This is a genomic window from Pseudanabaena biceps PCC 7429 (genome assembly GCF_000332215.1).
Classification (GTDB): Bacteria; Cyanobacteriota; Cyanobacteriia; order Pseudanabaenales; family Pseudanabaenaceae; genus Pseudanabaena; species Pseudanabaena biceps.
Map to the genome: position 1 here is coordinate 1 of NZ_ALWB01000170.1, position 7,350 is coordinate 7,350.

At 45.9% G+C, this 7,350-nt stretch carries 3 protein-coding genes and 2 pseudogenes; 1 reads left to right on the plus strand and 4 read right to left on the minus strand.

Annotated elements, in window-relative coordinates; all coding sequences use genetic code 11:
• The first annotated feature begins 207 nt into the window (after positions 1–207).
• The gene (locus PSE7429_RS16720; protein WP_009628459.1) at positions 208–1,050 is read left to right on the plus strand and encodes an Rpn family recombination-promoting nuclease/putative transposase; all 843 of its coding nucleotides are present in this window, start codon (positions 208–210) and stop codon (positions 1,048–1,050) included.
• A 45-nt stretch (positions 1,051–1,095) separates the two neighbouring features.
• On the opposite strand, the gene PSE7429_RS16725 is transcribed toward PSE7429_RS16720, so the two are convergent.
• The 4 genes and pseudogenes from PSE7429_RS16725 to PSE7429_RS16740 all read right to left on the minus strand — a co-directional run.
• The gene (locus PSE7429_RS16725) at positions 1,096–2,724 is read right to left on the minus strand and encodes an HlyD family efflux transporter periplasmic adaptor subunit (protein ID WP_009628460.1); all 1,629 of its coding nucleotides are present in this window, start codon (positions 2,722–2,724) and stop codon (positions 1,096–1,098) included.
• A gap of 191 nt (positions 2,725–2,915) precedes the next feature.
• A pseudogene (locus tag PSE7429_RS16730) lies at positions 2,916–5,863 on the minus strand (peptidase domain-containing ABC transporter).
• A gap of 6 nt (positions 5,864–5,869) precedes the next feature.
• Entirely contained in the window at positions 5,870–6,613 is a 744-nt protein-coding gene (locus PSE7429_RS16735; protein ID WP_009628463.1) for a peptidylprolyl isomerase, read from the minus strand.
• A gap of 50 nt (positions 6,614–6,663) precedes the next feature.
• Positions 6,664–7,350, minus strand: a pseudogene (locus PSE7429_RS16740) (ATP-binding protein); the annotation flags it as partial.

Here is a 7,350-nt window from a genome sequence, read left to right on the forward strand (position 1 = left end):
ATCAAAAACGCGCTTCTCGTCCCAAAAAGGTCAACAAAGACATCCTTAATTCCTAATCCTAAATATTCTCCTTTTCATTCTCTTGGATTTGCCCAGTTCTCCATTCTCTGGGTTACTTTTTCCTGCTCTTTTTCTGATTAGCTTAATCAACTTAGTCTAAACTCCAGTAGAAATGAGTAGGCGATCGGTAAATGATAGAATCCCAAAATGATCGATAATATTTGCAAATTCTTAGCCGAAAGCTTTTCTAGAGACTTCGCCAGTTGGATATTGGGCGAAGCCATAACCCTAACCAAAATCGAACCATCGGAACTCTCAGTCGAACCAATTCGCGCCGACTCCGTGATATTTCTCGAATCAACCAAAATTATTCTGCATATAGAATTTCAGACCGAAGCAAATCAAAATATCCCCTTCCGCATGGCTGACTATCGACTGCGACTATATCGTAAATTCCCAGAAAGACAAATACATCAAGTCGTTATCTACCTCACCCCCAGTCAATCTCCCCTAGTCCATGAAACAAACTTTAGCATTGGCAAGCTAAACCATGAATTTAACGTCATCAGAATATGGGAACAGCCCACAGAAATATTTCAGCAATACCAAGGACTCTTTCCCTTCGCTGTACTAACAAAAACCGAAAACCCCACAGAAACCCTAAGACAAGTTGCCAAACAAATCGAAAATATTGCAGACAAACAAGTACAAAGCAACGTCGCCGCATCGACAGCTATAATATCAGGTATAGCCCTGAATAAAGAGATCATCCAAAGACTTTTAAGGAGCGAAATTATGAAAGAATCAGTTATTTATCAAGAAATTCTACTAGAAGGCAAAGCCGAAGGCAAGGCTGAAGGCAAGGCTGAAGGCGAGGCTGAAGGTCTAGCTAAAGCAACGAAACAAATCGCCATAAACATGATGCGTTCCAATATGTCTATGGATTTAATCGCCCAATTCACAGGACTAAGCCTCAAACAAGTCCAAAAACTGCAAAAACTTGCTGCCCAACCAACCAAGAAGCCAAAGTCATCCAAAGCCAAAGCCTAAATCACCTTAGAGGCAATCAGAGGCTTTAGGCTTTGCCAGATAAAACTAGCGAACAAACTTGAGACTTTCAGTATTTTTGACAAAGAAATCAGTAAACAGACTCATGACAGTGCGATCGCGAATTTTGATATTCGCCATCAGCGACATACCAGACTGCAAACGAATTTCGCGACCATTAATACTCAAAGACTGTCGTTCCATGAGCACCTTCGCAGGAAAGCGATAGGTCGGATGGGATTGATCAGGCGGTAAGGCATCAGAACCAATCCAGATTAACTTCCCCTTCACATCTCCAAACTCAGTAAAAGGGAAAGAATCAATCCGCACATCAACAGGCATATTCTCCTTCACAAAACCAATATCCTGATTAGTGATAAACACCTTCGCAACCAGCAGATCATCGGGCACAATTTTGAGAACGACCTCACTCGCATTCATATTCGCCACATAGCCCAGCCCCGCCTTCAACTCAAATATCGTACCCGCCGCAGGAGCCCGCAGCTCTTGGTATTTGAGAGTAACCTCCGCCTGACGAACCTGACCATCAATCTCCGCAATCCGCTTGCTGTTATCCACCAAAGCCTTAGTAAACTGGCTGTCAATCTCCGCCATCCGCTTAGTATTATCCGCAATTTGAGCAGTCAATTCCTTGCGCGTCGTATCAAAGGTATTATTAAGACGAGCCTTACCTTCAGCGATCGCCGCCTTAATTCGCATTTCCTCCTGCGCAAGCTGACGGATCTCGGATTCTGTCGTCAGTACCTGTTGTTTCTGCTTGAGATATTGGGAACGAGGAATCCCGCCCTCTTTGGCAACAACCTCAATATCGTCGAGAATTTTTTTGTCGATCGCCAACGAACTCTGACGACCAGCACGGTTAATCCGCGTTTGGTTAAGCTGTTCTACTAACTGAGCGATATTGGCTTCAGCCGCTTGAGATCTAGAACTCAGTTCAGCTCGATTAGCGGTCAGCCGATCCTGCTGATCGCTCGTCAAACTAGCACTACCCCCATTGACCTGCATCCGATACATTTCGATTTCCGTAGCCAGAGCCTCACGATTGCGGGCAAGGGCAAGGAACTCCGCAGGCACAGCCACAGCCTTGGCAGGGTCAATGACCGATCGCTTGCCATTGAGCACATCCCGATAGAACTGATTTTCCTGTTGCAAATTCCGCCGCAATTTTTGGAGCGACTCAAGCTGAGCCTTAGCGGCAGTTGCATCAATCCGCAGCAAGACATCTCCCGTTTTGACCCTCTGCCCATCCTGCACTAAGATCTCCTTTAGTACGCCATTGGCAGGTAAACGCACCTCTTTGACTGCCCCCTGAGGCTCTAATTTCCCTTGGGCGGGAATAGACTCCTCAATCTTGGCGACCGAAGCCCAGACCAAGCCTACGGTTAACGCACCGAGAAAAGTCCATAAAATTGTTTGAATCCATTTAGGCGATTGACTCAATACTAAGGGTTGATCAAAACTATTTTGGGAAGAGTTGCCCTTTGGTGTTTTTGCATTATTTTTCGCGTTATTTTTCGCGTCATTATTTTCGTTCTTACTGCCATCCCCCATGTCTTGAGGCGATATTACTTCTAAATGCTGCGATTGAATTTCCTCAAGATCGCGATCGCCATTTTGTTTCTTCCCATTTTGCTGCTTCCCACTTCCATTCATCATATTTTTACTGCCACCGAATTGAATTTTCTCCAAATATTAAATTCATCAAGTTATCCCAAAACTAAAAATGGCATAGCCATTTTTAATTTTTTAAACCCTTACTAGGTTTGGGTTCTAATTCCCGAAAGTGTTGTCACACTTTCGGGAATTGGTAGTGAGAGATCAGGTTTTGGTGCTTGGCACCTCCAACACTATGGGTCTCCAGCCGCTTCCTGTTGGCGATATAAGCAGTAGTAATTGCCTTCGATCGCCATCAATTCATGGTGAGTTCCCTGCTCCGCCACCCGACCGCTATCCATCACCACAATCAGATCGGCATTCCGAATCGTCGCCAGACGATGGGTAATAAAAAAGACCGTTCGACCTCGAAATTCTTCGGCAAGATTCAAGCAGACTTGGCGCTCGGTATTATAATCTAAAGCGCTCGTTGCTTCATCCAGAATTAATAGTTTTGGTTTCTGCAATACTGTCCGCGCGATCGCTATTCTTTGTCTTTGCCCCCTGACAGTGCGGCCCCACGTTCGCCCACCCTTGACTCATATCCTTGAGGTAGCTGCATGATAAAGTCATGGGCACAAGCTATACGCGCAGCTGCAATGATTTCGTCGGGACTAGCATCGGGATTGGTCAAGGCAATGTTTTGCTGGACGGTTCCATCAAAAAGTAGGGTATCTTGTAAAACTACGCCGATCTGTCGGCGTAATGAATAAAGCTCGACCTTACCGATATCATATTCATCGATGAGAATCCGACCTGCTTCGGGATCGTAGAGTCGCGTCAATAATTTTGTCAGGGTACTCTTGCCCGCACCACTAGTACCTACGACTCCGACAAACTTACCTGAGGGCACTTCTAAATTAACGCTATTAAGCTGTAGATTCCCATGGGGATTGAAACGGGAATTGACATTTTCATAGCGGACCGCTCCTAAGATCGCGGGCATGGGAATATTGCGACGACCTGCGGCTTCTTGTTCTTGGGGATGATTGATGATATCGCTGAGGCGTTCTAGGGAGAGGGCGGTCTCTTGGAAATTTTGCCAAAGCTGAATCAGGCGCAGTAATGGCGATGTCGTATAGCCAGCAATGATCCGAAAGGCGATTAACTGCCCTAAGGTTAGCTTGCCATCGAGGACTAGATATGCGCCGACCCATAGCAATAGCAAACTAGAGAACTGGTTTAAGAACTGGCTCATCGAACCTGCTGTAGTCGAAGTCACCACTGTTTTAAATCCATCGGACATATAACGGGCATAGCGTCGTTGCCATTCCCACCGTGATTGCAATTCAATGCTTTGGGCTTTCACTGTCTGGATTCCTGAAACCACTTCGACTAGATAGGATTGCGTCTCGGCGTTGCGTTCGGCTTTTGTCCGCAGTTGCGATCGCACGATGGGGGCAACGATGAAGGTGAGTAGTCCAAATAGCGGCACTGTCCCTAGAGCTACTAGGGTTAGGAGCCAGCTATAGAAAATCATGACGACGATATAGATTACCGAAAAGACGGCATCAAGAACGACCGTCAGTGCTGTACCTGTGAGAAATTGACGGATGTTTTCTAGTTCGCCAATTCGACTAGATAGTTCACCGACTGAACGCTTTTCAAAATAACGCAAGGGCAGTCTGACCAAGTGGTCGATGGTTTCCGAGCCTAAGGTTAGGTCGATGCGATTGGTTGTATTCACAAATAGATAGGTTCGCAATGCGCTGATTACTGCTTCAAATACGGCGATCGTCAATAGGAGTATGCCTAGGGTATTTAAGGTTGCAGGGGCATTTTGATTGATTACTTTGTCGATGATTACCTGAGTGATCAGCGGATTTGCCAATCCCAATAGCTGTACAAAAAAAGAAGCAAATAGAACGGTGATCAGGGGACTGCGATAGCGCTTGAGATAGGGTAAGAACCAAGATAAGCCAAATTTCTGTTTGGGTGTGTCTTTGGTTGGTTGAACGATTAAAATCTGTCCTGATTCCCCCCATAGCTCGGCGAATTGCGCTATTTTTTTAATCGTAATTCCTTGTTCGGGAATACCTAATACCAGTTCGCGATCGCTGGTTTTATAGAGAACGGCAAAGGTATCTTGCCATGGTAATAGGGCGGGGGTGGGAATCTGGCTAATTGCGCTGGTGGGAATGGTGACTAATTGTCCGTTTAAGCCCATCAGTTCGGCAATCATGCCGCATAATTGGAGAGAAACTTTTTGGGAACGATGGTATTGGCTGGCGATCGCGCGGGCGATCGCATGGCGATTAAAGGGCATCCGCCAGTATTTGGCTAGCATCTCAAAGCAAGCGACTGAGGCATCGATTGGTCCCCTACCATATATATGGGGATAGTCTTGTATCTTCCGCTCGTCAATATCGGCAACCGTCGGTAGGTCGGGGGCGTAGGGGATATCAAAGGCGGTGGGGTGGGGCGGTATTTCTGCGATTGCTTCGATGGGTGGGGCAAAGTTGTCGCGCAGACCTATCAATCGTAGATAGCTATCTTCGGGAATTTCGATAAAATCGCGTTTCAGTTCGAGGCGGCTTCCCACGGGAATTGGGATGTTTTGACCGCCACTTACTAGCCAAATAAGGTCGGGGGCGAGTTTTGTGAGGGGTATTTTTCCCGATGAGAAGGTCGTTACGGCTGCTTGTTGCCAAACCTCGCGGGTTAGTTGGGGAAAGTTGCTGGGGGCTTGCGCCCTTCGTTCCATTTCGATCGTTAGGAGGTCGAATACTTCCGAAGCCGAGATTTGATTGCTAAATGCGGCTTTAAATGCTGGGTCGCGATCGCAGAATTGTAGGAAATCTCTTGCATCTAGGGCAAAACAGATGCTTTCAATGGAGGCGATTGCTGTTTCGCAGGGTAGGTTGCGCATCAGGCTTGCCCAGCCGATTATGGCTCCTGGTTTAAGGATCTCTAGGGTGATCGGGGATGTTGTTTGCGGTATTTGGGCGAGTAGTCGGGCTTGTCCTTCCCATAAAAACATGATTTGGGCTGGCATGGTCTCGCGCCGCAAAATCACTTGCCCCATGCGATAGCGTAATGGTTGTAGGCGATCGCTTAGTTCTGTTAAAAGTTGCCGATCTATGGTTTGTAATAGGGGGATGCGATCGAGAAGTTCTTGAATTGCATGGATTTTGGTGGTCATTCAAAATTAAGGACTAACGGCGAGACTACTGGTTATTATCATATTTTGTTCTTGTAACTTTTGCTCTTGCAAAAATTGTTCAAATAATTGATTGAGTAGTAGTTGCTGGGTCTGAGGGTCAAATTGGGCGGGCATTAGTTTCTCTAGGCGTAAAATTACGAACCATTCTTCTAACAGAAATGGTGGATGTATTTGCTGGGGACGGCTGTTGCGCAGTTTATCCGCCATGATGGGTGGTAGTTTACTGAGGGCTATGGGTCCAATCTGTCCTCCTGTTTGGGCTTCTGCTCCCTGTGAGTATTGGGATGCGAGTTCGGCAAAGGATTGCTCGCCTCCTTGAATCCGAAAGAATAATTCTTGGATAAGTTCGGGGTTTTTATGTCTTATGAGGGAGTAGGTGGCTCGATCTAGGTTGGCGCGATTGTTTAAAAAGGTGGATTCCAGTCGGTTGCCCCATGTTTGCTGTTTGAATTTTTCGATTTTGTATTCGCGCAGAGCGATCGCTTGTAGTTGGATGTCCGTAAGAGAATAAATCTGGATGTATTTCTGAACTGCTTCTTGGCTCGTCAATTGGTAGCGTTGCTGGAATTGTTGTAATGCGAGGGCAATCTCTTCTGGGCTAATGCTTATGTTGGCGATCTCGCGATCTATGGTTTGTTCCCGTTGAAAGTTTGGTAGTAGGCGATAGGTGGCTAGTAAGGACAATATGCTTTCAATCTCGATTTTATCTATCGTCAACTGGGCTCTCATATTTCTAATCTCATATTTCTCAAATGTTAAAATGTTGATAAGTTAGGTGTCTATCCCCAAATCACAATGATTTCCCGTCCTGCGGGACTAATCACATTTTCAGTGGTGGTGCGATCGCTTAGCGATGGTAACCCAGAACGGCGATCAAAAATCACTAACCATCCTGTATCCAAGCTCAATCCTGATAAATATTTATCCAACTGCTTTAGTCCTTCCTTGAGTGGATCTGGCTTCTTGTCTCGCCATACCTTCAACTCCATTCCCAAAATCACTGTGCCATAGCGCAAACAAATATCCATTCTCCCCGAACCAATCGCATATTCTCTTTCCAGCGTCCCAGCACCATTCACAACTCGGTGTAGAAATGCCATCAGCACCAGATGCGGCGCAATCTCTGGATAATTAGCACTCTTAAATAATGGCTCACCATGTTGTCGCCAAAAAACTAGAAAAGCATTAAGTAGGACTTCAGCATTGAGACTTCCATCAACATTCAGCCAGCTAGGTTGAATCATTGGCAGACTATCTTGCACTCCTTGAGATAAAACTCTGGGAATAACTTCTTGATAAATCGGATTAGCAATCTTCAAACCGCCTTCCTGACTTCGCACCACTAAACCTAAGTCCAACAAGTAACGCCGATCATCATCGGTCGTGTCTCCTAACTCTAATCCAGATAAAATGGGTTGAATTATGCTCTTACCCGATCTTCCCGTAATCTTTCGGCAAGGCTATCT

Coding starts and splice junctions, on each gene's coding strand:
- PSE7429_RS16720 (WP_009628459.1), top strand. CDS start 208: ATGATCGATAATATTTGCAAATTCTTAGCCGAAAGCTTTTCTAGAGAC.
- PSE7429_RS16725 (WP_009628460.1), bottom strand. CDS start 2,724: ATGATGAATGGAAGTGGGAAGCAGCAAAATGGGAAGAAACAAAATGGC.
- PSE7429_RS16735 (WP_009628463.1), bottom strand. CDS start 6,613: ATGAGAGCCCAGTTGACGATAGATAAAATCGAGATTGAAAGCATATTG.